This is a genomic window from Ruegeria sp. CH8 (assembly GCF_056536985.1).
In genome coordinates this window covers 50,578-75,154 of sequence record NZ_JBQFQR010000015.1, presented here as the reverse complement: position 1 = coordinate 75,154, position 24,577 = coordinate 50,578, and the positions used below count along the sequence as shown (strand labels likewise).

The following is a 24,577-nucleotide window of genomic DNA, read 5'->3' as shown; positions in this document are numbered from 1 at the left end:
AAAACCCAAATCAGCGTTTGATGTTGGTGGTTTCCTGCAGCATCTCGTCGACGGTCTGGATCACCGTGGCGCTCGAGGAATAGGCGCGTTGGGTTTGAATCAGCGAGGTCAGCTCGGTCGCGATGTCGGTGGTCGATTCCTCGCGCGCGAAGGAGACAAGGTCTCCGGTCGGCCCTTCGCCTGCATTCCACAGGAAGAAGGTGCCGCTTGCGCGGGACGGCGCATAGGTTTGGCTGTCCAGCGCGGTCAACCCGTTGGGATTGGGCACATCCGCCAGAGGGATTTGGAACATGCGGCGGCTGATACCGGTATCATAAAACGCATAAACATAGCCGTTTTCATCGACCTGAACGCTGGTCATAGTACCCACGGCCGAGCCGTCGCGCGTGATCGAAACCGGCGCGAAGGTGTCGGACAGCTGCGTGATGCCGTCCGCGTCGCCGATCTGGCCGATATTGACCTCCATCGGGCCACCGGCGACGTTTACCACAAGGCTGCCGGTGGTCGGATCGTAGGCCCCGCCGGATACGGTTGTGACATTTGCCAGCGTGCCGCCAGCGGTCCGGCTGTCGGTGAAGGTCAGGGTATATTCCCCGATCACCGCCCCGCCCGAGGCCGAATCGCGCAGGATCATGGTCCATTCATTGCTGCTGCCGACGGCAGGCACGGTTGGTACCAGCTCGATGTCGACGCTTTCGGATTTGCCCAGGTTGTCGAAATACTCAACAGACAGGGGTTGAGTGTCACCCGGCACGCCGACATCGGTCGCCGTGGCCGGCAGGTTCATGCGCAGGTTCATTGCCGTGGTCGGCGCGCCGGACAGTTGATTGACGCTCAGCTGAATGGGTTCCAGCGCTGCTGGGGTGTCCCGCGGCACTGCCGGAATCGACCCGTCAGGATTTGCACGCCAGCCCAACAGGACAAGGCCGGATTCGGTGACCAGATACCCTTCCTCATTGGTGCGGAACGATCCGGTCGTGGTCAGCTGCATCTCATTCGATCCGCCCGCGATTTGCGAGCTTGGGCGCACCGGCAACATGCCCCGACCCCGCACGGCCAGATCGGTCGAGTTGTTGGTGGTCACCAGCGATCCGCGCTGATCGATCAGACGCTGACTGGTGGTTCTGACCCCACCCGCCGAATAACTGCCGCCCTGGCCCGACGTGACCATCGAATGAAAATCCGTCTCGACCCGCTTGTAGCCGAAGGTCGAGGAGTTCGCGATGTTGTCCGAAATGGTGGCCAGCCGGTTGGCGTTGGCCTTCAATGAGGCCACACCGGCATTCAGCGAGGAGGAAATCGTCATTGGCACGCCCTTCTGTTGCGTCAATCTTTGATGCAACAGCTAACGCACTGCCCCTTAACAGCGCGCTAACAGGTAAAATGCGGTCTATCCTTTGATCGTCAGGTCTCGCGCAGGAAAATGATCTCGATCCTGTTGTTACGCACGGCCATCGGGTTTTCATCTGACAATTCCCGGTCGGCGTGACCGGTCACGCGATCCAGTCGCGACGTCGCAAACCCCTTATCTTCAAGCAGTTGCCGCACCACCTGTGCGCGTGAGGTCGAGATATCCCAGGATGGATCTCGCGCCAGAACCACCGGCGAGGCGCGAACGTGGCCTTCGACCGCAACGTCATTGGTCACCAGATCCGAAGAACGTGTCACGAGCAGTGCCAGCGCTCGCATCATCGGGGTCGGTTCATCTGTGCCCGATTCGAACAGCGGCTGATCCTCGGTATCGAACAACTCGACCACCAGACCCTTGTCGGTGACGCGCGTGACGATGTGTTTCAGCACCTTGTCCGAAACCATGCTTTCCCCGGTATGCCCCAATAGTTCTGCCTCGAGCGTCGAGAAATCGTCGGACACTTCCTTGTCGCCATCCGGGTTCACCCCGATCGACCCGCGCGCTTGCCGGGCGACTGTGGGATGCCGTTTGGCCGCCCCCGAGCCATCCATCACCATGGTCTTTTCGGAAAACATGTTGTTGCCGCCAAAGGCTCCGTCACCGCCACCCGAGACCGGATTCACCGGAATCGTCGGCGAGAAGTAATCCGCCAGCCCTTTGCGTTGTTTCTCGGTCGTTGCGTTCAGCAGCCACATCAACATGAAGAACGCCATCATGGCCGTGACAAAGTCGGCATATGCGACCTTCCACGCGCCACCGTGGTGGCCATCGCCACCTGACACACGTTTCTTCTTGATGATGATTGGCGCCGCATTGGATTGCGCACCCATCTCCACCACCTTTTTTATCACCCGACTACAGAGGTAGCCGGGCAGGTCTTAAGGTGGGCTTAACACTTAAAACTGTCCGGACTTCTCTAGCGCGGCACGGTGGCGTTGGCCCGCCGCAGGATCAGTTGCAAGTGGTTGAAGCTGTTCTTGATGCCGTCTGGCTCAGCCTTGCCAAAGAAAACGTCCAGTTCCTCGTGCACGCGCACGGCCTGATCAAGCTAGCGGGTCCGCGCCCTCGGTATAAAGCCCCGCTTTGATCATCACCTCTGACTGCTCATAACAGCCGACCAGTTTGCGGATATCCGAGATCATCTGGTTTTCTCCCGGCGTCACCGCGCCCGGCAGGCTGCGCGAGACCGAGCGGCTGAGGTCGATGGCCGGGAACCGCCCGCGCTCGGCAATGTCGCGGCTGAGTACGATGTGCCCGTCCAACACGCCGCGCAAGATATCGGCGACGGGTTCGTCCATATCCGACCCGGCGACCAGAACGCTGAACACGGCGGTTATGTCGCCCTGATCTGCGGTGCCCGGACCGGCGCGTTCGCAGAGCCCGGCAATCAGCGGCGTGACCGACGGGGGAAAGCCGCGCAGCGACGGCGCTTCTCCCATCGCAACGGCGATCTCGCGATGCGCCTCGGCAAAGCGGGTCACCGAATCGGCTAGAAACAGCACGTTCAGCCCTTGGTCGCGCAGATACTCCGCCACCGACATCGCCGACCACGCGCAGCGTCTGCGTGCCAATGCCGACTGGTCGGACGTCGCCGCCACAACGACCGCGCGTTTCATCCCCTCGGCGCCCAGAGCTTGTTCGACAAATTCGTTCACTTCGCGCCCGCGTTCGCCCACCAGAGCGACCACGACCGCATCCGCCTGCATCGATTTCGCCAGCGTCGCCAGAAGGGTGGATTTGCCCACACCCGACCCAGCGAACAGACCGATCCGCTGACCCTGCACCACCGGCAGCATGGTGTTGAGCATGGCCAGCCCTGTCTCCATCCGCGCGCCCAGCGGTTTGCGGTTCACGGCCGGGGGCGGTGCCCGCATGATGTCCTGTTCCTGCGTGCCCGACAGCAAAGGCTTCCCGTCCAGCGGTTTGCCGAACGGATCAACCACCCGCCCGAGCCAGTGCATGCCCGGCGCAAAGGCAGGTGTCTGATCCAGAATCACCCGGTCGCCCAGGCAGACCCCATCCGGCGCGGCGATCGGCATCATGTGAATCACGTCCGATTCGACATGCAGCACTTCGCCCGGCAGATCCGGCCCGCTGCGCCGCCGCAGGGTCAGGTGATCGCCGATCCGCGCCTGCCCCTCAAGCCCTTGTATTTCAATGACCCCACGCGCCACGCCGGACACGCGGCCCATATGGCGCAAGGCGGACAGGCGGTCGAATTCGCATTTCAGAAGCATCGGATCGAGATCGGACATCGTGGGTTCTCCAACGGGTTTCTGAAAACGCTTTCTAAAGGAATCGGGGTTAAGCCTTGATTGAAATTGATCGAGGGAGAAGCCCCGATGTTCTATGACCTGAACGTCTTTAAGACAGCACACGCAATGGCTACCCATGCCGGGCAACGGCAGGCCGTCATCGCGCGCAACATGGCCAATGCGGATACGCCGGGTTACCAGCCCCGCGATATCGAGGCCTTTCAAAAAGCATTCGAAAACTCGGCCCGTGAGGTCGCCATGACCGCCACGCGGGCCGGTCACCTGAATGGTGCCTCTGGTCCGCAGCCCTGGACCGAATATGAGGTAGCGCCCTCGGGCGACCCCAACGGCAACGGCGTGTCCGTTGAGGAAGAGATGTTCAAAGCGGTCGAGGTCAAGCGTCAGCATGACCGGGCGCTGACCATCTACAAATCCTCGATGAACATCCTGCGCAGCAGCATTGGCCGGTCGTAAGGAGCGCCGCACATGAGTGATTTTTCCCATTCCCTCGCCGCCTCGACCAGCGCCCTGCGCGCAATCATCGCGCCTGCGGCACGTGTCCGAGAATATTTCGAACGCCGACACGCCGGGCTATCGTCGCAAGACCGTGCCGTTTGAGACGGTGCAGAAAGACGGGCGCGAATTGGTGGAGGCCGGGCGCGTCAAGCTGGACCGCCGTGGCGGGACACGTATCTATGACCCCGGCCACCCGATGGCGGATGAAACCGGTCACTATCGTGGCTCGAATGTCGATCTGATGATCGAGATCGCCGACGCCCGTGAAGCGCAGCGCAGCTACGAAGCCAATCTCAAGATGTTCGACCAGACACGCCAGATGTCGTCGAGCCTGATGGAACTCCTCAGAAGATAAAAGGACACCAGAATGGATATCCGATCCCTGACCGCAGCCCAGAACTATGCCGTTGCGCGCCCGGCCACGCAGGCCGATCCAAATCACGCCGGACCGGCGCAAGGGCTGCGCAACACGTTTCAGGACTTTGCCGCGACGCTAAAACAGAGCGAGCAAGTTTCTCAGGCCGCCATGACCGGACAGGCTGACCCACACGCGCTGGTTCAGGCGTTGGCGCAGACCGAATTGGCGGTGGAAACGGCCGTGGTCGTGCGCGACAAGGTGGTCGAGGCCTATCAGGAAATCCTGCGGATGCCGGTCTGACGAAATGCTCAGCGAAGGTCTCTTCTATGACATCGTGCGTCAGGCGCTGTGGGTCGCGGTGATCACCTCGGTCCCGATCCTGGCGGTGGCGCTGGTGTCCGGCCTGATCGTCGGCCTGTTCCAGGCGCTGACCTCGGTGCAGGAGATGACGCTGACCTTCGTGCCCAAGCTGATCGCCATCGTCATCGTGTTCTGGATTTCGATGGGCTTCATGACCCAGACGCTGGTGACGTTCTTCACCACAACCCTCATCCCACTGATTGCAGGAGGCCACTGATGGATACCGCCTATGTCACCTTGTCCCGCCAGTCCGGACTGATGAATGAAATGCGGCTGGTGGCGAACAATATCGCCAATGCCAACACCACCGGATACCGTGCGCAGGGTTTGGTGTTTTCCGAATTCGTCCGTGACATGCTGGGCAACCCCTCGCTGTCGATGGCGCGGGCCGAGACGCGCAATACCTCCCTGCAGCAGGGCCTTCTGACTGAAACCGGAGGCCAGTTTGATTTCGCCATAGAAGGCGACGGATTTTTCATGGTTGAAACCGCGTCCGGCAATCGTTTGACAAGGGCAGGGGCCTTTTCCCCAAGTGCAAAGGGCGATCTGGTCACGATGGACGGTCATCGGGTGATGGATGTGAACGGCGCGCCTGTTTTCATCCCTCCGGATGCGGCCTCGATCGATGTGGGCAGCGACGGTACGCTTAGTATCGAAGGGCAGTTTCTGGGGCAGATCGGCGTTTACCGCGTGGCCGATCCCAGCACGCTGGTACGAGAAGGCAGCACACAATTCCGCGCAGAAGGTGAGATTGAACCGGCGGAAAACCCGGTTGTTGTGCATCGGTTTCTCGAAGGGTCCAACGTCAACGCCGTTCATCAGGTGACGCGGCTGGTTGAAATCCAGCGCGCCTATGAACTGGGGCAGAGCTTTCTGGAAACCGAAGACGAACGCGCGCGCGAAGCACTGAAGGCGTTGATGCGCTGATTAGTGAGAAGGAGATATCAACATGCGGGCTTTGAAAATCGCAGCAACGGGCATGACCGCGCAGCAGATGCGGGTCGAGACGATCTCGAACAACCTGGCGAACACGAACACCACCGGCTACAACGCACGCCGGGCCGAGTTCGCGGATTTGCATTATCAGCAGATGGCGCGGGCCGGCACGGTGAACGCCAATGATGGCACGGTTCTGCCCACCGGCATTCAGCTGGGTCTGGGCGTGCGTCCGGCGGCTGTCACTGTGCAGCTGGCTCAGGGCGGGTTGTCGGCCACCGGCAATGATCTGGACGTCGCCATCGAAGGCCGCGGCTATCTTGAGGTGACGCTAACCAACGGTCAGTCCGGCTTTACCCGCGATGGCAGCTTGAAACGCTCGGCCGAAGGGCTGATCGTCACGTCCGACGGGTACGCGGTCGCACCCGAGATCACCATTCCCGACGATGCGCATTCGATCTCGATCAACGCTTCGGGCGAGGTCTATGCCTATTTCGACGATGCGCCCGAGGGGCAGTTGTTGGGGGAAGTTACGCTGGCCAGTTTCTCGAATGCCAAAGGGCTCGAGGCGATCGGCAGCAACCTGTTCAAGGAAACCGAGGCGTCCGGCGCACCGGTGGTTGGCACCCCGGGTGAGGACGGGCTGGGTACCTTGCGGCAGGGCTATCTTGAGGACAGCTCGGTCGACGCAATCCGCGAGGTGACCGAATTGATCGAGGCACAGCGTGGATATGAAATGAACGCCCGGGTCATTTCTGCCGTCGATCAGATGATGGGCGCAACGACGCAGGTGCGGTGATGCGGGCCCTGATCCTGATTGTGGGGCTGCTGATGCCGGTTTTTGTGCACGCCGACATTGTCGTGCCGACCCGCACCATCCGCGCCAAGGAGATCATTTCGGCGACCGATCTTGAAATCAAGGCGCAACAAGTGCCCGGGGCGATGACCGACCCCGAATTTCTGATCGGCCAAGAGGCACGTGTCGCCCTCTATCCCGGGCGTCCGATCCGCGCCGGAGATATCGGCGCGCCGGCGCTGGTGGATCGCAACGATCTGGTTGTGCTGATCTTTGACCGCAAACCGCTGTCGATCACCGCGGAAGGCCGCGCGCTGGGGCGCGGCGCCGCCGGGGAGCGCATCCGGGTGATGAACTTGTCCTCCCGCACGACCGTGACCGGTCTTATCCGGCCCGACGGCCAAATCGAGGTGAAATGATGTCAGGACTTTCGAAATCTCTGTTGTTTACAGTGCTTGCCCTGTCGGCCTGCGGTCGGGTGGATCATTTGGGTAAGCCACCCAGTTTCACACCGAATGAGGACTCACCTGAACATGTTGCAATGTTGTGGCCGGGCTTGCCGCTGTACACGCAACCGCAGCGTAACGTTGACCAGTCTTCGTTGTGGAGCGGTGGTCAGCAATCGCTGCTGGGTGATCAGCGGGCGATCAAGAAAGGTGACATCCTGACGGTCGTAATTGAACTGGACGAGAAAGCCGAGTTTTCGAATGACACGGAACGGTCGCGCTCTGCTTCGGACAGTCTGGGTATTGATGGTCTTTTCGGCCTGCCACAACGTGCGGCCAAGCATCTGCCGGAGGGTGCGTCGCTTGCTGATGCGGTCGAGATCGAGTCCACTTCGGAAAGCACCGGCGAAGGATCAGTGAAGCGCAAAGAGAAGCTGACCCTGCGTGTCGCCGCCACCGTGATCGATGTGCTGCCGAACGGTGTTCTGTCGATCTCGGGCTCACAGGAACTACGCGTGAATTTCGAGCTGCGCGAGCTGTTGGTTGCGGGCTATGTGCGGCCGCAGGATATCTCGCGCCAGAATGAGATCACCTATGACAAAATCGCCTCGGCCCGCGTGTCTTATGGCGGTCGCGGACAGATCACCGACGTGCAGCAACCGCGATACGGTCAGCAAATTCTTGATGCCGTGCTGCCGTATTAAGGAGCAGATATGATGAAGAAATTGTTGCCCGTCATCTTTCTCCTGGTCGGTCTAGGGGCCGGTGTCGGGGCAGGCGTCATGCTGGCACCGTCAGGGTCGAAAGAGGCCGCCAAACAGGTAGAGGCGGATAAGCCCAAGGAGAAATCCGCAAAAGCCCAGGACGACAAGACAGGAAAAAAGAACAAGCCAAGCGACTATGAATACCTCAAGCTGACCAAGCAATTCGTGGTGCCGGTCGTTGATTCAGAACGCATCGAAGCGCTAGTCACCATGTCGCTGAGCCTTGAGATCACCGCCGGCATGACCGAGGCCTTTTACGCGGTCGAGCCAAAGCTGCGCGACGGGTTCCTTCAGGTCATGTTCGACCACGCCAACACCGGGGGTTTTGATGGCGCCTTCACCGAATCCGATAATCTGAAAGTGTTGCGCAAAGCCCTACTTGAGACAGCACGTCGTGATCTGGGGGATGACGTCTCGCAGGTTCTGATCATGAGTGTCAGCCGTCAGGATGTCTGAACCGGGCGGCGTAGCCGAAGCCGGTTAAACGGACAGCTTCTTGTTCAACGCTTGTTTGCGTGCCGATTTCTGTGCCACCGACAGGTTCGCAACAGCCTGCTGGCGGCCAAACGCCGTGCGCAACGCCTCCATCGCCGTCAGCTTTTGCGCCCGTAGCCGAGCGAGTTCCATGTTCAGTTCGCGGCGTGTGGCCGATTCCCATCCATTCCACAAAACGTCCGTGCCGGTGACGCGATACCCCTCGGCCGAGGCACTGTCCTGACGGGTTTGCTGAACCTGAGCATCCAGTCGCGCCAGTTGTTGCTGGACCCGCGCCTCGGCTTCTATCAGCGGGCGCAGGGCGTTGTATTCCTTTTGGAACGCGGCCTCGGTGACTTTTTCGAGGTCTGAAAACCCGTCCTGTCTCATCTGATCTGTCCCTTTGCCCGATTGCGCATCGCCTCGGCAAACCGGATCGCGGCGGCCACGGGACGATAGTGTTCTTCGGCGATTTCCTGACCGATCTCGACGGCCGCGTGAAGCGCTCGCGCGGTGGGCGGATCGGAGTGAATAGGCACACCGGATTCGGCGGCGTGTGCGCGGATCGCCGCGGCGACCTCGTCTACGCCCTTAGCCACACAAACCGGAGCCGAGCCCGCCGTCCGAGCCCATTTCAGTGCCACCGCATAGTGGGTCGGGTTGACGATCACCACATCCGCCGATGGCACATCCGACATCATTTGGCTTGTCGCGATATCCTGCGCCCGCTGGCGGCGTTGCTGTTTTACATGCGGATCGCCCTCGGCGTCTTTGGTTTCGTCTTGGATTTCCTTTCGCGACATCCGGTTCTTGCGCATGTGTTCGGCAAATTGCCACAGGTAATCCACCACCCCGATCACCAGGGCCACGGTAATGGCGATGAACAGGAAGCGAAACAGCAGGTTCATCATTAGCATCACCGAGGACCGCGCAGGGGCGGCGCTGGCAGATAGGATCTCGCTCAGGTTCGAGCGCAGGAACAGCGCCAGACAGGTGCCGTAGATCACCAGTTTCACGAAGCTCTTGGCAAATTCGAACAGGCCGCCGCGACCGAATTTGTTTTTTGCGTTGGAAAGGAGCGAGATACGGGACAGTTTCGGTTTCAGCTTGCTGGGCGCAAAGATCAGCGCGCGCTGGGCGATCAGGCTGAGCAGAACAGCACAGGCGGGCAGGGCAAACAGGATCGAGACGGACAGCAAGGCGGTTTTTAGCATCCCGCCAACCGGGCTTGCCGCTGGGCCGTCGGTCACTAATGGGGCAAGTGTTTCAGCCTGATCAATCAGGACGACAAATAGGGACCCCATATGCTGCACGCCAAACTGACCGGCTGCAAACAACGCGACGAGAAACCCGGTATAGGCAGCCACAACGGAAAGATCGTTGGATTTGGCAACCTCACCTTTTTCCCGCGCCTTCTGCAGTTTCTGCGGCGTCGGCTCATAAGACTTGTCACTGTCGTCATCCGATCCGCTCATCGTGTGCCCTCAAGCGGGTTTACCATGAAGGCGAACAGGTCGTCGGACCACACTGCCAGGATCAGAGGGGTGCCTGCAAACAGTAGGAACAGCCCTGCAAAGGTGATGGCGGGGGCACCGACAAAGGCCACCATCAGCTGTGGCATCGCACGATTGATGACCCCCAGTGCGAGGTTGTAGATCAGCGAGGCGATGACAAAGGGCATGGCCAGCGCAAAAGCCATACCAAAGCTTTGCGCGATTTGCTGCACGCCCCATTGCGACAGGTCTGGCGCCATTGGCGCGGAACCCATCGGAAACAGGGTATAGCTGTGGATCAGAAACTGCGCGACGCGGATATGCAGGCCCAGCAGTACCGCCAGGGCAAGTCCCGCCAAAGTCAGCAGATACCCCATTGCAGGGACCGGATCGGCTGCCGCTCCGCCCAGGATCTGAGACAATGAGGTCGCCTGCGCTGCAATCGATCCAGCCGTTTGCAGGGCGAGTACGAACAGGCGCAGGCCCAGCCCCAGTACTACTCCGATCAGGGTCTCAACCACGATCATCCGCGCCAGCGGAAACAGGTCGGGCGCAACGACCCCGGCCTGCACCGCAGGCGCCACAATCAGTGTAAACGCTACCGCGATGCCAAGTTTGACGCGGGTCGGGATGCTGCGTTCCCCGAAGGCCGGCAACAATGAGACCATGGCTGAGACGCGAAGAAAGACGGCAAACAGGTGCCACAGACCCTCGCCCAACTGGGGCAGAAGTTCTGGCGGCAGCGCGATCACGCGGGCACTGTTCCAACCAGCGCGGGGCGCGCCTCAAGCCCGATTTCCTCGAAGGACAGAACCGGGTTGGCGATGCCGCGCGCGTGCATGATGGTGCGCAGTAGCCTGCGTCGTCGGGTTGAGGTGACAACGGCCGGGAACACCCCGTGATCGGCGGATTGTGCCACACTGCCAACCACCCCATCGGCCAGCTTGTTGAACAGGTTCGGCGGCAGCGCCACGTCCAACCCGGCATTTGGCGCGTCGATCTGGTAAGTGGCGAAGGTGTCCTCCCATTCCGGGGCCAGCTGGATCAGGGGGATCGAGCCATCCTCGCGTTTCATCTCGGCCACCAGTTGGAAACCCAGCCGTTGCCGAACCAACTCGCAGATGCCCTCGGGCTGGGTGATGGTCAGGCGCGCCTCGGCCACGCTTTCCAGAATAAGCGCCATGTTGCGGATCGAGACACGTTCCTCCAGCAACAGCCGCAGCACTGCGTGCAGCGTGTCGATCGGCACCTTGTCGGGGATCAACTCATCCAGCAGCTTGCGGTTGGCCTCGGCTCGGATCGGATCGCTGAGCCGGGTCATTTCCGAAAGCAGGCGGCGCAGGGATTTCAGCGTCAGCAGGCGCGAGAAGTTCTGTTTGATGATCTCCAGCAGATGCGTGGCCAGAATCTCGGGCGGTGAGACAATGGTGGCCCCGCTCATCGCCGCGGCCTCCTGATCCTTGGGCAGAATCCAGCGGGCCGGGGCGCCATAGACGGGCTCGGTCACGTCATTGCCTTCGGGCAGCATATCGCGGTCATCCTGCACCAGCGCCAGCACAAGATCGGGGTTCAGAACACCGCGCGCCTGTTCCACCCCTTGCACCTTGACCACATAGGTGCCCATGGGCAGATCAGCGCGGTCGGTCAGGCGGATATCGGGCAGGATCAGCCCAAAGCCTGAGGCGACATAGGTCCGCATATTGGCAATATATTGGCAATTCGCGCGTCCAGACCGGTGCCGGGGTTCAGGACCATGCTGACCAGATCAGGGGCGAACTCCAGATGCACGTCGTCCAGATCCAGAATGTCGCCGATGGCCTGCGAGACCGGCGTTTCATCCTGCGGTGCCGGACCCATCGCGGCCTCTTCTTCGGCCTTTTGTTTGCGGTGCACGTTGAAGGCGGCATAGCCCAGCACGCCCGCACCCAGAATGAAGGGCAGGAAGGGCAGGCCGGGGACCAGCGCAAACAGCACCATCAGGATCGCAACCGTTCCCAGCGCTGCCGGGTGCTTGCCCAGTTGTGAGAAAATCGCGTTGTCGGTGGCGCCTTGTGTGCCGCCGCGTGCCAGCAGCAGGGCCGAGGCGATGGAGATGATCACCGCCGGGATTTGCGACACCAAACCATCGCCGACGGTCAGGATGGCATAGGTCTCGAACGCCGCAGAAATCGGCATCCCATGCACGATCACACCCATGATCAGACCCATCACAAGGTTCAGCAGGGTGATCAGCAGACCGGCAACCGCGTCGCCTTTGACGAATTTCGATGCGCCATCGAGTGAGCCGAAGAAAGTGGTCTCCTGCTGTTCGCGCTCGCGCCGTTCCTTGGCTTGCTTATGGTCGATGGCCCCGGCGGACATGTCGCTGTCGATGGCCAGCTGCTTGCCCGGCATCCCGTCCAGCGCAAAACGCGCGCCGACCTCGGCCATCCGCGCGGCGCCCTTGGTGATGACCATGAAATTCACGATCAGCAGCACGCCGAACACCACCAGACCCAAGAAAATACTGCCGCCCATGACGAAATCGGCAAAGCCCTCGATCACATCGCCGGCGGCGTTGGGGCCGGTATGCCCCTCTCCAATGATCAGTTTGGTCGAGGACACGTTCAGCGACAGCCGCAACATCAGCGAGGCCAGCAGGATCGTCGGGAAGGACGAGAAATCCAGCGGCCGTTCGATGAGCAGCGTCAGCGTGAAGATCAGAACCGCCATCGCGAACGAGGCCGCCAGCCCCACATCCAGCACCCAGGCGGGCATCGGCAGGATCATCATCACGATGACCGTCATAAGCGCCAGCGCCAGCAGCACGGTCGGAGAGAACAGGGAACGGGCGTCGATCTTTGGCACGCAGGCCTCCTAGTTGAAAGAAATAAACGCGATCGCAGTGCCGGAGGGCGGAACCAGTGACCCCAAAACGCTGCCGGATCGCGGCAGGTTGACCGGGATCAGTGGGGTTGCGGCGGTGGTGAACAGGTCGCGCGACGCCTCTTCGGGAGCGGCGGGCAGTGTCTGGTCCAACTGTGCCAGCACGGTCTGAAACCGGCTGGAATAAGCCTTGGCCAAGGATGGCGTGCGGGAATGATACGCCCCGACGGCAGCAGGCCACGAGCCGAGCTCGGCATAGAGGTCGTTCAGGAACCGCGCGGCATAGGTTGCGTTCTCATCCGGGTCGAACATGGCGTCGATCGAGCGGAACGCCTTGCCGTGCCAGCGGTAGTTGATCTGGAAACAGCCGATATCAAAACTGCGCTTGCCTACTTTGAAAATGTTGAAAACGTAGGATTTCGCCTCGATTTCCGAGGTGAACCAATACCCCTGCCCCTCGACATTGATGGTCCAGGGCCAGGGTTCCAGCCGTCCGTCCCGCAGGCGTCCGGTTTCCACCCGCGCAATTGCGCGCATCACGTCCAGCGGGACGCCTTCGGACAGTGCGGCCCGGCGCGCGGCCGCATCGCAGACCCCCGCCACGCGGACATCAGGCATGGCAAAGCCCTGTTGCGCCGCACATAGCGCAAGGAAACTCAGGCCAAGGATCAAACTATGGGGCATTCTGCCGGTCCGGGATTCTGATCAGTCCCGGCCAAGCTAGTCCCGCTTGGGTTTACAGACGGTTATCAGCCACCTAGTTTCGGTCGATCCGGCGACCGAAGACAACGCTGGTATTGGTGCGCAGCACGCCGGGGATCTTGGCCAGATCGTCGACCAGAATGTCCAGATCCTCGATTCTTGGGGCTTCGGCCGACAGCAGCAGGTCGAACTCGCCATTGATCGACAGGCAGAGCTTGACCTCGGGGTAGGCTTCGAGCCGTTTGATGATACGCGTGGTTTCCTTTTGCTGCACTTCCAACAGCACCACGACCTGCACGCGCGGGGCATCCTCGGAACTGTTCAGGATCACCGAGTATCCGGCGATCACCCCATTTTCTTCCATTCGGCGAATGCGTTCGTGCACGGTGGTTCGGGCCACGCCCAATTTCGCGGCGATCTTCGAGGTCGTCTCGCGGGCGTTGTACTGCAGGGCGGCGATGATGCGGCGGTCTAGCTGGTCCATGATCACCAAGGTGTAATGCACAGAGGGTGGGGGGCTCAAGACGTGTCAGAGCGTTCTTTTGAAACAGCTTTCCGACGTGGGCGCGGCCAGATCAGGGCCGCCGTCACAAGGCCGGGCGATGCGACCACAGACATGACCGCAAGCGTAGTTGCGGCGCTGGTCGTCGTCATCATCCAGCCCGCAAACGGGTACAGCACCAGCCAGCACGCATGAGATAGGGTGAACTGGGCGGCAAACACCGCCGGTCTGTCCTCGGAGCGGGCCGAGCGGGTCAGCAGGCGGCCCGAAGGGGTCAGCGTTGCGGAATAGCCGAACCCGATGCAGGCCCACAGTATTGTCAGCCCGATAAGGGAGACTTGCGTGACGGCAAATGAAGCGGTCGCGACCCCCATCGCCAGAGTGCCGATCGCGGCTCCGGTCAACATGACGCTGCGATCATTGTAGGTGTCCAACAACTTGGGCAGGGTGAACGCGGCCAGCATCGAGCCACCGCCAAACCCGGTCAGAGCGATGGCCACCGCGCTTTCGGACAGGCCAAGATCGGCACGGACGATGACCACGGTGTTGACGATGACCATCGCGCTGAGCGCCGCTGCGGTCCAACTGAGCGCCAGCAGACCGCGCAGGCGCGGCGTGTTCAGGTACAGACGGATGCCACGCGTGGTTCGGTCGTAGATGCCCCGGCGCTCCGTCGGTTTAGGCGAGGGCAGGGCAACCGACACAACAAGCAGGGCAGAGGCGATGAACCCCAGCCCGGTGCCCAAAAACAGGCTGTCAAAGCTGACGATCAACAGCAGCGCGGCGGCCAGCATCGGGCTCAGCAGGCTTTCCAGATCATAGGCCAGCCGCGACAGGGACAGGGCCTTGGTATAGTCCTGCTCGTCCGTCAACACATCCGGAATGGTGGCCTGAAACGCCGGGGTGAACCCGGCCGAGGCCGATTGCAGCACGAAGATCAGCACATAGACCTGCCAGATCTCGGTGACAAATGGCAGACAGATCGCAACCAGCGCCCGCACCAAATCCAGCGCCACCAGCATTCGGCGGCGGTCCAGCCGCTCGGCGATGGCCGCAGCAAGTGGGGCGATGATCACATAGGCGACCATCTTGATCGTCAGGGCCGTGCCCAGAACCATGCCCGCCGCATCTCCGGCCAGATCATAGGCCAGCAGCCCCAGCGCCACGGTCGCCAGCCCGGTGCCCGTCAGGGCAACCAGCTGTGCCGCCAGCAGATGGCGATACGTTTGATTTCGCAGGACACTCAGCATCGGCAGGTAGGACCTTTTGACCATTCGGACCCGCTCCGGAGCCCCATGTGACCCGAAGCGTTGCGCCCAAAACCATTTTCCCGTCAAGGCCTTCGGGGTCAAGAAATCTGCGCAACTTGGCCGCATTCCATTGATAGCGTTGAGTTTGCGGACCAAACCTCCTATCTCGGGGGCAATACCGGACAAAGGAAGACCCCCGTGGCGAACCATCTCTATAAAAACGACCTGCCGGACGGGTTGGATCTGGGCCCTGTTGTGGCCATTGACTGCGAAACCATGGGTCTGAACCCGCATCGTGACCGCCTGTGCGTGATCCAGATGTCGGGCGGTGACGGCAACAGCCATATCGTGCAGGTTGAGAAGGGCCAGACGCAGGCGCCGAACCTGTGTGCGATGCTGGAAAACCCCGGCGTGCTGAAGCTGTTCCACTTTGGCCGGTTTGACATTGCCGCGATGTACCACACCTTTGGGGCACTGGCCGCACCGGTCTATTGCACCAAGATCGCCAGCCGTCTGGTGCGTACCTATACCGACCGTCACGGCCTCAAGAACCTGTGTCAGGAGCTGATCGGCGTCGATATCTCGAAGCAGCAGCAGATGAGCGACTGGGGTGCCGAGACTCTGACCGATGCGCAGCTGGACTATGCCGCTTCTGACGTGCTGTACCTGCACCGCCTGCGCGAGGCGCTGGACGGGCGTCTGGCCCGCGAAGGGCGTACTGAGATGGCACAGGCGTGTTTTGACTTCTTGCCGATGCGTGCGAAACTCGATCTCGCCGGTTGGCCCGAAACAGATATCTTTGCACACTCATGACCGATACCGAAGCATTCCTGAGAACCGCCCGACAGGTTGTTGCTGACGAAGCCCGTGCGTTGGACGTTCTGGCCGACAGTCTGGACGAACATTTTGCCGAGGCCGTGCAACTGATCCTGCAGGCGCCGGGCCGGATCATCATCAGCGGTATCGGCAAGTCGGGCCATATCGGCCACAAGATCGCCGCCACACTGGCCAGCACCGGTACGCCGGCCTATTTCGTGCACCCGGCCGAGGCAAGCCATGGCGATCTGGGAATGGTGTCAAAAGGTGATGTGGTTCTGGCGATTTCGAATTCGGGCGAGGCGCCGGAACTGGTGAACCTGCTGGCCTTTACCCGCCGTTTCAGCATCCCGCTGATCGGACTTTCCAGCAAGCCGGAAAGCACACTGATGAAGCAGGCCGATGTGCATCTGCTGATCCCGTCGATGGGTGAGGCCTGTGGCTTTGGCATGGTGCCGTCTATCTCGACCACGCTGACACTGGCGATGGGCGACGCGCTGGCAATCGCGCTGATGAAGTACCGCGACTTCAAACCCGAGGATTTCCGCGCCTTCCACCCCGGCGGCAAGCTGGGCGCGCAGTTGTCCACCGTGCGTGACCTGATGCACGCCGATCTGCCCGTGGTGCCCGAGGGAACCCCGATGAGCGAGGCGCTTCTTGTCATGAGCCAGAAGAGCTTTGGCGTTGTCGGCGTGACCGATGAGGCGGGTCGACTGATAGGCATCGTGACCGATGGTGACTTGCGCCGGAACATGGATGGCTTGCTGAACAAAACCACCGAAGAGGTCATGACCCGCAACCCGCTGACCATCGCACCCAACGCAATGGCGGAAGAGGCGGTGGCAATCATGAACGACCGCAAGATCACATCGCTGTTCGTGGTTGACCCCGAAACGCAGGGCCCGGCGCAGGGGTTGCTGCACATCCACGACTGCCTGCGCGTCGGCCTGGGCTAGGCGGAGGGTTACGCGGTGGACGGACATTCCCGCAGGGTTCAGTTCTTCAAGGTGGTACTGCCACTGGTAGCCATCCTGATGCTGTCGACAGTTTTCCTTTTGTCGCGCAGTATCGAGACCAATGTGAGCGTTCCCTTTACCCAGCAGGACATTGACGAACGTCTGGCCGATCAGGTGGTGACGCAGCCGAACTACCGCGGCACCACCCGCAAGGGCGAAGAGGTTCAGATCGAGGCGAACCGTGCTATGCAGGGAAGGGAAGGTTCAATTCCTACTGCCGCCGAATTTCGTGGTCGCATGAACCTTTCGGATGGCAAGGTCATCACGTTGGATTCGAATTCGGGCATGATCCGCCCCGATAAGAATACGGCCACTTTTGTCGGCGATGTGGTCATCACCTCGACTGACGGTACGGAAATCACGACCGATTTGCTAAACACTGCGCTGGACGAAATCCGGGGCAATGCACCGGGCCAAGTCAACGGCACTGGGATTATCGGCAATTTTACCGCTGGCAGTATGACCTTTGGTACGGAAAAAACTGACGGTCCGGTCCATATTCTTTTTACAGACGGTGTGAAGCTGATATATGAGCCTGAAAAAGCAGAAAGATAACCTGTGTTCGATTTTCGATTTGTCACAATTTGCCTTTGTATGACCCTCGGTGCCATTTCCGCTGCGGCGCAGGAGACTCAGGTTGCCTTTGGCGCCACCCAGGCCGACCCCAGCCTGCCGGTTGAGGTGACCTCGGAAAAGCTGAACGTCAATCAAGAGGACGGATCGGCCGAATTTCTGGGCAACGTAATCGTCATTCAGGGCGAGATGCGTCTGACCGCCGAAAGGGTACTCGTTATCTATAACGAAGAACGCTCAGGCATCGAACGGATGGAAGCGACCGAGGATGTGGTTCTGGTAAGTCCGCCCGATGCAGCCGAGGGCGATTGGGCCGAGTATACTATCGATTCCGGAGTAATCGTGATGAAGGGCAATGTGCTTTTGAACCAGGGGCCCAGTACCATCAGCGGCGATCAGATGAATGCCGACCTGACCGCAGGTACTGCGACGATGACCGGCAATGTCAAAACCATTCTGCAGCAGGGCGACAACTGATGATGCGCCCGGAACTGACCGTGGCCGAAGGGCAATCCGGCCTCAGAATCGAAAAGCTGCGGAAATCCTACCGCAAGAAGACCGTGATCCGCGATGTGTCGATGACGCTGGATCGGTCCGAGGTTGTGGCGCTGTTGGGTCCGAACGGATCGGGCAAGACAACCACTTTCTATTCCGTCGCCGGTCTGGTCTTCCCCGAGGCGGGCACGGTCACGATCGACGGGCAGACGGTGACAACCTTGCCCATGTACCGGCGCGCGCGTCTTGGTATCGGTTATCTGCCGCAGGAGATGTCGATCTTTCGTGGCATGAGCGTCGAGGACAATATTGCCGCCGTTCTGGACATTACGGTGCGCCATGCCCACCGCCGCAAGGAACGTTTGGAAGAGCTCTTGTCGGATTTCTCGATCGAACATCTGCGCCGGGCACCGGCGCTGGCGCTGTCGGGTGGTGAGCGCCGCCGCGTCGAGATTGCCCGCTGTCTTGCGGCTGACCCGAAATATCTGCTTTTGGATGAACCCTTTGCGGGTGTTGACCCGATAAGCGTCGGCGATATCCGCCATCTGGTTGCGGATCTGAAAAAGCGCGGCATCGGTGTTCTGATCACTGACCATAACGTGCGGGAAACGCTGGAAATTGTGGACCGCGCCTATATCCTGCATGACGGGCAGGTACTGATGTCCGGCACCCCGGACGAAGTGGTCGAAAACGAGAACGTCCGCCGGGTCTATTTGGGTGAAAACTTCCGGATTTCATGAGCTTGCGCAGAAATGCGCCGAATGCATGCCGGAAATCACGTATATACACGTCTGTTTTGATTGACTCTTCCGCCGTCTCTTGCCTCAATTGGGTTATGGCATTTCTTCGGTTCCCGTCTGGATCACGAGGCCCCTTCGTCGAAGGGGGAACCGTGCGGCTACCGCGGGAAATGTCTCTACCCCCCACCCGATAATAACAAGTGCGTCACGTTACGTGACGTCAGAATGGGTGTGAATTGTGAAGGAGATCACATGCGTTACCAAATCAGCGGAAAACAGATCGACATCGGCGAAGCACTTCAGACCCATGTGCAGACCGAACTTGGCGAGGTTGTTGGGAAATATGCCCAGCGTCCGACCGACGCCAATGTCGTCTTTTCCCGTTCTGCGCATGAATATGTATGCGAAACCACCGTACATCTTTCCACTGGCCTGACGGCACAGGCCAAGGCCCACGCAACCGAAATTTACGCGGCATTTGAGGCCTGCTGCGACAAGATGGAAACCCAATTGCGTCGCTACAAGCGCCGTCTCAAGGATCACCACAAGGATCGTTCTGAGCCGGTTGAACTCTTTGGTGCTTCCTCATATATCCTCGCTTCTGACGAGTCTGAGTCGGCGAGCGAACCCGAATCCTTGCAGCCGATGATTGTGGCTGAGATGGAAACCAAAATCCCATCGCTGAGTGTTGGTGAAGCCGTTATGCAGATGGAACTGGTCGGTGCTCCGGTGCTGGTGTTCCGCAATGAAAACAAGGACGGATTGAACGTCGTGTACCGCCGGGATGACGGCAACATCGGCTGGATCGATCCGTAACAGGCAAGAATGACAAAGGCACGCCCCTGCAACCTGCGGGGGCTTTGCCGTGGAGCGTGATCATGGAGCTTTCGAGCATACTGAAACCAGAAGCGGTGCGTGTATTGTCGGCCGCATCCAGCAAGAAGCGGCTTTTTCAGGAAATTGCCGATGTGGCGGACGCGACTCTGGGTCTTGAGGCCCAGATCGTTGTCGATGGCCTGCTGGAACGGGAAAGCCTGGGTCCCACTGGTGTAGGTCATGGCGTGGCTTTGCCGCACGCCCGCATGGCTGAGCTTGAGGCTGTTGCCGGTGTTTTTGTGATGCTGGAAAAGCCGATTGATTTCGGGTCGGTCGACCGCCAGCCAGTGGATATCTCCTTTGCGCTATTTGCGCCGGAAGAGGCCGGGGTCGACCACTTGAAAGCTCTTGCGTTGGTGTCGCGGACCCTGCGTGATACTGCAGTCTGCTCGAAATTGCGGGCCAATCCGGACCCGGTCAAACTCTACGCCATTCTAACGGAAGCGCAGTCAATGCAAGCCGCCTAAGCCATTCTCGATACGAAAAAGCCCCCGGTTTCCCGGGGGCTTTTTCGTTTTCGGATAGGGCTGCGGTTACCCGCCCGCACCCATTTCCAGCGTCCACCAGATCTTGCCGCCGCCTTCCTGATGCCAGGAAAAGCCCATTTGTGTGGCCTTGGGGTCCATGATCACCGAGCGCGGGCCAGGTTCCTGCATCCAGGCGGCCAGAGTTTCAGTCTCGGTTTCATAGGTCTCTGAGATCGCCTCGCCCAGAAATGTGCCGTAATACCCCACGCGCTGAGCCCGATCGATTGGTGAAGAACCGTCCGATCCAAAATGCCACGGGCGGTTCTGGCGCGCCATGTCCTTCGCATGCGTCGCCGCTGCTGCGTTGAGTTGCGAATTCAGCTGCACCGCTTGCAAACCCTGGGCCTGGCGCAGGGCGTTGACCGAATCAAGCATACGGAACTGCAGTTTTTCGGGATTACCCCGGATTTTATAGACTGTCGGCAGTGGCCGCCCGTCCGATCCATATGTCGGCGTGCTGCCGGGGGTACATGCGGCCAGCCCGATAAAGCAGGCAAAAAGCAAAGAAATGATACGCGTCATGATCGACCTGATGATTGGTTTAACCTAGGGCATAGCGCGACAGACCGCCTTGGGCAAACGCGCATTACTCCAGTTCCGCGTGATTCTGCCGGTTTGATTTGCGACTGAAGCATTCTGGCCATAAAATGGGCTGGAATTTCAGACTGGCCCTAACAAAGGACCGCCGCCATGGTCAAAAAACTCTTTAATGCGCCCACCCGCCGTGGATTTCTGGCCGGAGCGTCGGCTCTGCTGGCCTCGCCTGCGGTCGCCCAATATATCCCCGGTGACCCGCTGCGTCCCGCGCCCGAACCGGAACCAGAGGTGCGTCGCAATATCTCAGGTTTCCGCGCGCTGGACTGGCAGCCCTATTTTTCCAACACGAACAACGGCGCCATTCTGGTCGATACCGTCTCACGTGCGCTGCACTACTGGTCCGATGATCAGCGGGTGTACAAACTTTACCCCTCGTCTGTGCCATTGACCGAGGAATTGACCCGGCGCGGCCGGACCAGCGTGATCCGCAAGGTCGAAGGGCCAAGCTGGTCGCCAACGCCGTCAATGAAGAAGCGCAATCCGGAATGGCCGGACTATATCCCTCCGGGGCCGGATAACCCTTTGGGAACACACGCTTTGTATCTGAGCTGGAAGTACTACCGAATCCACGGAACCCACGATACGCGCAAAATCGGTCGCCGGTCGTCGAATGGCTGCATTGGTCTGTTCAATGAAGACATCGCAGAGTTGTTCTCTATGACGAAGGTCGGCACGCAAGTGTTGCTTATTTGACGACATTTTCGCGCACGAACCCGCTTGCGGCGCAAGTTGCAATTGCATTCCAGTCGGATAGCTGATTAGAAAAAACATACGAGGTAAGTCTTGGGTGTGCGGTTTCGCTATTTGGAACCGTGCAAATTCTGGAGGTTAATATGAAGAAACTCGTTCTCGCCGCTGCACTGACTGCTGCTGCATCGACCGCCTACGCTGGCAACCTGGAAGAGCCGGTTGTTGAAGCACCGGTTGTTGTCGAGGAAACTCAAGGTTCGTCGCAGGGCATCATCCTGCCGCTGATCCTGCTGGTCGTAGTTGCCGCAGCTGTTGCAGCAAGCTAATTTGACGAGCACCATCTAGAGAAAAGGCGGTGGAGCATTCCACCGCCTTTTTTCATGTCTGGTTGATCGGCATGATTGAAAGGGTGGTCAGTCCAGCCAGCCCTTCAGGTTGTCTTCGACTACCTTGCCAAGCGCCGCGATGTGCGAATCATCGTCGTTGAGGCAAGGGATATAGGTGAAACTTTCGCCGCCTGCTTCTTCGAAGCTTTCCTTGATCTCTTCGTTGATCTCTTCCAGCGTCTCGATGCAGTCAGCGGAAAATGCCGGTGCAATCACGGCGATGTTCTTTTTGCCCTGTTTGGCCAACTCGGCCACGTGATCGACCGTATAGGGTTTCAGCCATTCCTCAGGGCCGAATCGGGACTGGAAGGTTGAAACAAGCTGGTCGTCCGCCCAGCCCAACCGTTCCTTCAGCAACCGCGAGGTTTTTGCGCATTGGCAGTGATAGGGATCACCCTGCTGCAAATAGCGTTCCGGCATTCCGTGGTATGAGACGACCAAGATGTCCGGCTGTGTCTCCATCGCCGCATAGGCGTTTTCCACCGATCCGGCCAAGGCGTCGATATAAGCGGGCTCATCAAAATAGGCGGGCACGGTGCGGGTGGCGGGCTGCCAGGCTTCCTCCATCAGAGCGCGGAAGAACTGGTCGTTGGCGGTGGCGGTCGTGGCACCGGCGTATTGCGGGTAAAGCGGGAAGAACAGGATGCGGTCGCAGCCCGCCGCCACCATCTCGCGCACCTTGGATTTGGTCGAGGGGTTGCCGTACCGCATACAGAAATCGACCAGAACACGATCGCCATAGCGCGTCTGCATTGCATCGCGCAGCTTGGCGGTCTGGTCCTTGGTGATCGTCATCAGCGGGCTTTCGCCCTTGTCGTGGTTCCAGATCGACTTGTAGGCCTCGCCCGAGCTGAAGGGGCGTTTGGTTAGGATGATGCCCTGCAGGATCGGTTGCCACTTCCATTTGGGATAGTCGATGACGCGCTGATCCGACAGAAACTCGTTCAGATAGCGGCGCATCGGCCAATAGGTGTAGTCGTCCGGCGTGCCCAGATTGGCCAGCAGAATGCCGACGCGGCCCATCTTGACCTTGGGATGGTCGGCGGGGGCGTGAGATGGGCGAGTGGCGTCAAACATGTCGAGCTTCCTGAGATTTCTCTGTGCCAAGCTGAGATAAACGGAATTCACCGGTCGTCAATCGGGCAGTTTGCCTTCTTTTGCACCCAGTGCATCCGCAAGCCGCGCTTGGGCCGATCCGGGGCGCAGGGGTTTCTGCTGGCTGTCGTCGGGCGACCAGCCGGTCAGGCAGATCAGCTCGAACGTGGCGGCCAGACGGCCCTGAGGCGTGGTGAAGTGGTCGGCATAGATCTGCTGCGCCCGGGCAAAGACCTGCCGACTTGTGGGGTGTTTCACGCGGCCCGACAGGCTGTTGGTCTCTCCCATCGCCCGAAGATCGCGCATCAGATGGGTCAGGTCGCGGTATTCTGCCGTCAGACGCGCGGTGTCGGCCACTGGCAGCGCAAGACCTGCTCGTTGCAGCAAACCGCCCAGATCGCGCAGCTCGGCCATCGGCGCGATGCGAGGGCTGAGGCCGCCGGTGACTTCGATCTCGGCCTGCCCCAGCGCGGCGCGCAACTCGTGCAGGGTCTCTCCGCCCAGACAGACCACCAGCAGCAGCCCGTCGGGGCGCAGGGCACGGTGGCACTGGATCAGTTGCCCAACCGGGTCGTTGGCCCAGTGCAGGGCCATGGCGTGAATCAACAGATCATGCGCGACGGGTGTCAGGTCCAGCACATCGTCATCTCCAACGATCCGTGCCCCGGGCAGCACATCCTGCCAAAACTGTGCAAACGGCGTCACCACTGCGGGTGCCGTAAAGGTTTTGTTAACCATAGAGAGCCGATCCTGCACCTCGGCCACGGCCGCATGGTGCAGGAACAGCGCGTCATCCTGCGCGCGGGCGCGGTGCCGGGTCAGGGCCGCGCGGTCAAACAGAGAGGGTGCGTTGGACTCAGGCAACTTCATAGGGCGCAATTATCGCATGTGGCAGCGGATTCAAACCGCTGTTCAGCTGATCTATCCGCCGCGCTGTTTGGGATGCGGTGAATTGACCGAAGCGGATTTCGGTTTGTGTGGCCAATGCTGGCGCGACACGCCCTTTATCGGCGGGGTGGTGTGCGAAAGCTGCGGCGTGCCGCTGCCGGGCGAGGCGGACGGCCATCGGATCGAATGTGACGACTGCATGAAAACCCCCCGCCCGTGGCAGGACGGGCGTGCGGCGCTTTTGTATGACGGCAAAGCGCGGTCCTTGATTCTGGCGCTGAAACATGGGGACAGGCCGGAACTGGCGAAACCAGCGGCCCGCTGGATGGCGCAAGCCGGGCAGGCTCTGTTTCACGACGACATGCTGATCGCGCCGGTGCCCCTGCACTGGTCGCGGCTATTGAAGCGGCGCTACAACCAGTCGGCCCTGCTGGCGCAGCATTTGGGGCGTGAGACAGGGTTGGACGTGTGTCCGGATTTGTTGGTGCGACGGGTGCGAACCTCGGTTCTGGAAGGCAAAACTGCGGCGCAACGGGCGGAAACGCTGTCAGGTTCCATTGTAGCGCATCCCAAACGGGGCCATCGGATGCAAGGGCGCGACGTGTTGCTGGTGGATGATGTGATGACCTCGGGTGCGACGCTGGCGGCTTGTGCGCGTGTCTGCCTTGCCGCGGGAGCAAATCATATTTTCGTGTTGGTACTGGCGCGCGTTGCCAAGGATGCCTAATTCGCTCAGGATTGCGCGAAACC

29 protein-coding genes and 3 pseudogenes are annotated in these 24,577 nt (G+C 60.2%); 19 read left to right on the top strand and 13 right to left on the bottom strand.

The window, feature by feature from the left end; translation table 11 throughout:
- Positions 1 to 10: 10 nt before the first annotated feature.
- From ACR0ER_RS17210 to ACR0ER_RS17200, 3 genes and pseudogenes are all read right to left on the bottom strand, one after another.
- Positions 11 to 1,306 carry a flagellar hook protein FlgE gene (locus ACR0ER_RS17210; RefSeq protein ID WP_480769989.1) on the bottom strand — a complete coding sequence of 432 codons (1,296 nt, stop codon included), beginning with the start codon at positions 1,304 to 1,306 and terminating at the stop codon, positions 11 to 13.
- Between the two features lie 98 nt (positions 1,307 to 1,404).
- Complete coding sequence (locus tag ACR0ER_RS17205; RefSeq protein ID WP_480769988.1) at positions 1,405 to 2,241, bottom strand: flagellar motor protein MotB; 837 nt, start codon at positions 2,239 to 2,241, stop codon at positions 1,405 to 1,407.
- An 86-nt stretch (positions 2,242 to 2,327) separates the two neighbouring features.
- Positions 2,328 to 3,648: pseudogene (locus ACR0ER_RS17200) on the bottom strand (FliI/YscN family ATPase).
- A 105-nt stretch (positions 3,649 to 3,753) separates the two neighbouring features.
- Between ACR0ER_RS17200 and ACR0ER_RS17195 the strand changes: the two are divergent.
- The 9 genes and pseudogenes from ACR0ER_RS17195 (at position 3,754) to ACR0ER_RS17155 (ending at position 8,298) form a co-directional block, all read left to right on the top strand.
- Positions 3,754 to 4,140: a FlgB family protein gene (locus ACR0ER_RS17195; protein WP_480769987.1), complete on the top strand. Its 387-nt coding sequence runs from the start codon at positions 3,754 to 3,756 to the stop codon at positions 4,138 to 4,140.
- A 12-nt stretch (positions 4,141 to 4,152) separates the two neighbouring features.
- A pseudogene (flgC, locus tag ACR0ER_RS17190) lies at positions 4,153 to 4,537 on the top strand (flagellar basal body rod protein FlgC).
- Between the two features lie 12 nt (positions 4,538 to 4,549).
- Positions 4,550 to 4,840 carry a flagellar hook-basal body complex protein FliE gene (fliE, locus tag ACR0ER_RS17185; protein WP_170334638.1) on the top strand — a complete coding sequence of 97 codons (291 nt, stop codon included), beginning with the start codon at positions 4,550 to 4,552 and terminating at the stop codon, positions 4,838 to 4,840.
- 4 nt (positions 4,841 to 4,844) lie between these two features.
- Positions 4,845 to 5,117: a flagellar biosynthetic protein FliQ gene (locus ACR0ER_RS17180; RefSeq protein ID WP_480769986.1), complete on the top strand. Its 273-nt coding sequence runs from the start codon at positions 4,845 to 4,847 to the stop codon at positions 5,115 to 5,117.
- Positions 5,117 to 5,827, top strand: a complete 711-nt coding sequence (locus ACR0ER_RS17175) for a flagellar hook-basal body complex protein (RefSeq protein ID WP_480769985.1) — start codon at positions 5,117 to 5,119, stop codon at positions 5,825 to 5,827. The genes ACR0ER_RS17180 and ACR0ER_RS17175 overlap by 1 nt, the downstream gene beginning before the upstream one ends.
- Before the next feature lie 22 nt (positions 5,828 to 5,849).
- Positions 5,850 to 6,635, top strand: a complete 786-nt coding sequence (gene flgG, locus ACR0ER_RS17170) for a flagellar basal-body rod protein FlgG (RefSeq protein ID WP_480769984.1) — start codon at positions 5,850 to 5,852, stop codon at positions 6,633 to 6,635.
- On the top strand, positions 6,635 to 7,051 hold the full coding sequence (flgA, locus tag ACR0ER_RS17165; RefSeq protein WP_480769983.1) for a flagellar basal body P-ring formation chaperone FlgA: 417 nt from the start codon (positions 6,635 to 6,637) through the stop codon (positions 7,049 to 7,051). Before flgG ends, flgA begins: the two co-directional genes overlap by 1 nt.
- Complete coding sequence (gene flgH, locus ACR0ER_RS17160; protein WP_480769982.1) at positions 7,051 to 7,782, top strand: flagellar basal body L-ring protein FlgH; 732 nt, start codon at positions 7,051 to 7,053, stop codon at positions 7,780 to 7,782. Before flgA ends, flgH begins: the two co-directional genes overlap by 1 nt.
- 12 nt (positions 7,783 to 7,794) lie before the next feature.
- Entirely contained in the window at positions 7,795 to 8,298 is a 504-nt protein-coding gene (locus ACR0ER_RS17155) for a flagellar basal body-associated protein FliL (RefSeq protein WP_480769981.1), read from the top strand.
- Positions 8,299 to 8,322: 24 nt separating this feature from the next.
- On the opposite strand, the gene ACR0ER_RS17150 is transcribed toward ACR0ER_RS17155, so the two are convergent.
- From ACR0ER_RS17150 to ACR0ER_RS17120, 7 genes and pseudogenes are all read right to left on the bottom strand, one after another.
- Positions 8,323 to 8,706 (bottom strand): hypothetical protein, encoded by a 384-nt coding sequence (locus ACR0ER_RS17150; protein WP_480769980.1) that lies wholly within the window; start codon positions 8,704 to 8,706, stop codon positions 8,323 to 8,325.
- On the bottom strand, positions 8,703 to 9,791 hold the full coding sequence (gene flhB, locus ACR0ER_RS17145) for a flagellar type III secretion system protein FlhB (protein WP_480769979.1): 1,089 nt from the start codon (positions 9,789 to 9,791) through the stop codon (positions 8,703 to 8,705). Before flhB ends, ACR0ER_RS17150 begins: the two co-directional genes overlap by 4 nt.
- Positions 9,788 to 10,561: a flagellar biosynthetic protein FliR gene (locus tag ACR0ER_RS17140; RefSeq protein ID WP_480769978.1), complete on the bottom strand. Its 774-nt coding sequence runs from the start codon at positions 10,559 to 10,561 to the stop codon at positions 9,788 to 9,790. Before ACR0ER_RS17140 ends, flhB begins: the two co-directional genes overlap by 4 nt.
- Positions 10,558 to 12,596 (bottom strand): annotated as a pseudogene (gene flhA / locus ACR0ER_RS17135) (flagellar biosynthesis protein FlhA). The gene ACR0ER_RS17140 and the pseudogene flhA overlap by 4 nt, the downstream one beginning before the upstream one ends.
- Before the next feature lie 69 nt (positions 12,597 to 12,665).
- Positions 12,666 to 13,358, bottom strand: a complete 693-nt coding sequence (locus ACR0ER_RS17130) for a lytic transglycosylase domain-containing protein (protein WP_480769977.1) — start codon at positions 13,356 to 13,358, stop codon at positions 12,666 to 12,668.
- A gap of 73 nt (positions 13,359 to 13,431) precedes the next feature.
- Complete coding sequence (locus ACR0ER_RS17125; RefSeq protein WP_480769976.1) at positions 13,432 to 13,899, bottom strand: Lrp/AsnC family transcriptional regulator; 468 nt, start codon at positions 13,897 to 13,899, stop codon at positions 13,432 to 13,434.
- On the bottom strand, positions 13,896 to 15,128 hold the full coding sequence (locus ACR0ER_RS17120; RefSeq protein WP_480770044.1) for an MFS transporter: 1,233 nt from the start codon (positions 15,126 to 15,128) through the stop codon (positions 13,896 to 13,898). The genes ACR0ER_RS17125 and ACR0ER_RS17120 overlap by 4 nt, the downstream gene beginning before the upstream one ends.
- Before the next feature lie 198 nt (positions 15,129 to 15,326).
- Between ACR0ER_RS17120 and ACR0ER_RS17115 the strand changes: the two genes are divergently transcribed.
- The 7 genes from ACR0ER_RS17115 to ACR0ER_RS17085 all read left to right on the top strand — a co-directional run bounded on the left by ACR0ER_RS17115 (position 15,327) and on the right by ACR0ER_RS17085 (position 20,111).
- Positions 15,327 to 15,941 (top strand): ribonuclease D, encoded by a 615-nt coding sequence (locus ACR0ER_RS17115; RefSeq protein ID WP_480769975.1) that lies wholly within the window; start codon positions 15,327 to 15,329, stop codon positions 15,939 to 15,941.
- Complete coding sequence (locus ACR0ER_RS17110) at positions 15,938 to 16,900, top strand: KpsF/GutQ family sugar-phosphate isomerase (protein ID WP_480769974.1); 963 nt, start codon at positions 15,938 to 15,940, stop codon at positions 16,898 to 16,900. The genes ACR0ER_RS17115 and ACR0ER_RS17110 overlap by 4 nt, the downstream gene beginning before the upstream one ends.
- Positions 16,901 to 16,915: 15 nt before the next feature.
- The gene (gene lptC, locus ACR0ER_RS17105) at positions 16,916 to 17,515 is read left to right on the top strand and encodes an LPS export ABC transporter periplasmic protein LptC (protein ID WP_170334658.1); all 600 of its coding nucleotides are present in this window, start codon (positions 16,916 to 16,918) and stop codon (positions 17,513 to 17,515) included.
- Between the two features lie 39 nt (positions 17,516 to 17,554).
- Positions 17,555 to 18,010 carry an LptA/OstA family protein gene (locus ACR0ER_RS17100; RefSeq protein ID WP_480769973.1) on the top strand — a complete coding sequence of 152 codons (456 nt, stop codon included), beginning with the start codon at positions 17,555 to 17,557 and terminating at the stop codon, positions 18,008 to 18,010.
- Positions 18,010 to 18,768: an LPS export ABC transporter ATP-binding protein gene (gene lptB, locus ACR0ER_RS17095; protein ID WP_170334662.1), complete on the top strand. Its 759-nt coding sequence runs from the start codon at positions 18,010 to 18,012 to the stop codon at positions 18,766 to 18,768. The genes ACR0ER_RS17100 and lptB overlap by 1 nt, the downstream gene beginning before the upstream one ends.
- 252 nt (positions 18,769 to 19,020) lie before the next feature.
- A complete protein-coding gene (gene hpf, locus ACR0ER_RS17090; protein WP_170334664.1) occupies positions 19,021 to 19,584 on the top strand; it encodes a ribosome hibernation-promoting factor, HPF/YfiA family in 564 nt (187 codons plus the stop codon).
- Positions 19,585 to 19,646: 62 nt separating this feature from the next.
- Positions 19,647 to 20,111, top strand: coding sequence for a PTS sugar transporter subunit IIA (locus ACR0ER_RS17085; protein ID WP_480769972.1), 465 nt, complete (start codon positions 19,647 to 19,649; stop codon positions 20,109 to 20,111).
- Positions 20,112 to 20,177: 66 nt separating this feature from the next.
- On the opposite strand, the gene dalA is transcribed toward ACR0ER_RS17085, so the two are convergent.
- The gene (gene dalA, locus ACR0ER_RS17080; protein ID WP_480769971.1) at positions 20,178 to 20,693 is read right to left on the bottom strand and encodes a divisome-associated lipoprotein DalA; all 516 of its coding nucleotides are present in this window, start codon (positions 20,691 to 20,693) and stop codon (positions 20,178 to 20,180) included.
- A 168-nt stretch (positions 20,694 to 20,861) separates the two neighbouring features.
- Between dalA and ACR0ER_RS17075 the strand changes: the two genes are divergently transcribed.
- Together ACR0ER_RS17075 and ACR0ER_RS17070 are read left to right on the top strand one after the other, a co-directional pair.
- A complete protein-coding gene (locus ACR0ER_RS17075) occupies positions 20,862 to 21,461 on the top strand; it encodes a L,D-transpeptidase (RefSeq protein ID WP_480769970.1) in 600 nt (199 codons plus the stop codon).
- Between the two features lie 140 nt (positions 21,462 to 21,601).
- Complete coding sequence (locus ACR0ER_RS17070) at positions 21,602 to 21,784, top strand: hypothetical protein (RefSeq protein ID WP_010442520.1); 183 nt, start codon at positions 21,602 to 21,604, stop codon at positions 21,782 to 21,784.
- A gap of 87 nt (positions 21,785 to 21,871) precedes the next feature.
- On the opposite strand, the gene hemH is transcribed toward ACR0ER_RS17070, so the two are convergent.
- Together hemH and ACR0ER_RS17060 are read right to left on the bottom strand one after the other, a co-directional pair.
- Entirely contained in the window at positions 21,872 to 22,921 is a 1,050-nt protein-coding gene (gene hemH, locus ACR0ER_RS17065) for a ferrochelatase (protein WP_480769969.1), read from the bottom strand.
- A gap of 57 nt (positions 22,922 to 22,978) precedes the next feature.
- Positions 22,979 to 23,809 (bottom strand): methyltransferase domain-containing protein, encoded by an 831-nt coding sequence (locus ACR0ER_RS17060; RefSeq protein ID WP_480769968.1) that lies wholly within the window; start codon positions 23,807 to 23,809, stop codon positions 22,979 to 22,981.
- 16 nt (positions 23,810 to 23,825) lie between these two features.
- On the opposite strand from ACR0ER_RS17060, the gene ACR0ER_RS17055 reads away from it, so the two are divergent.
- On the top strand, positions 23,826 to 24,554 hold the full coding sequence (locus ACR0ER_RS17055) for a double zinc ribbon domain-containing protein (RefSeq protein WP_480769967.1): 729 nt from the start codon (positions 23,826 to 23,828) through the stop codon (positions 24,552 to 24,554).
- The last annotated feature ends 23 nt before the right edge of the window (positions 24,555 to 24,577 follow it).